A 693-nucleotide genomic window follows, 5' to 3' on the forward strand; every position below is an offset into this window, starting at 1 on the left:
TAAAAGAAATTTTGAACACTCAAAAAATCAAACTTTATGAGATAGATACTAGTCTTATAACTGATATGAGTTATCTTTTTGATGGTGTTTTTTGGTGGGATTTTGAAGGTATTAATACTTGGGATACAAGCAATGTAACTGATATGAGTGCTATGTTTTATGATTGTTATAGTTTAAATAAAAAGATATTGTTTGATACTAAAAACGTAAAAACTATGAGAAATATGTTTGTAGATTGTAGAAGTTTTAATCAAAAGCTTAGTTTTAATACTAAAAATGTTGAAGATTTTTCAGGAATGTTTAGTGGGTGTAAAAGCTTGAACCAAACTTTTGATTTTGATATGAGTAGTGCGAAAAAATAGATGGAATGTTTTTTAAAAGTTGTGGCAAATTAGCCAATAATTAGACTATAAAGGATGGCTATGGAGTTAGTAAATTCAACGCTTAATTCGGTTACAAATTTAGGGATTTTAGTAAGCATGATTAAATTAAACAAAAAATATTGATAAAGTAAAAAATAAAGTTATTTAAAAAAAATTTAATTTCGTTTGTTTAGTTAAGTTTTAAGAGTTGTAAACAAACGAAATTCCTATTTTAAATTCTAGTTATTTTTAGTGGTTTTTTCTTCTTTATTATTCTCGTTAGATTTATCTAAATCTTGTTCATTTCGTTCTTTGCTTTCGTTGTTTGTTT

Annotated in this window: 1 protein-coding gene; it reads left to right on the forward strand. The window is 25.0% G+C overall.

The window, feature by feature from the left end:
• Positions 1–362, forward strand: a 362-nt coding sequence (locus KJQ97_RS09300) for a BspA family leucine-rich repeat surface protein (RefSeq protein WP_214120677.1), incomplete at its 5' end; no start/stop codon positions are given.
• Positions 363–693 lie beyond the last annotated feature (331 nt).

The sequence above is a fragment of the Campylobacter sp. 2018MI01 genome, from assembly GCF_018501205.1.
GTDB lineage: Bacteria > Campylobacterota > Campylobacteria > Campylobacterales > Campylobacteraceae > Campylobacter_E.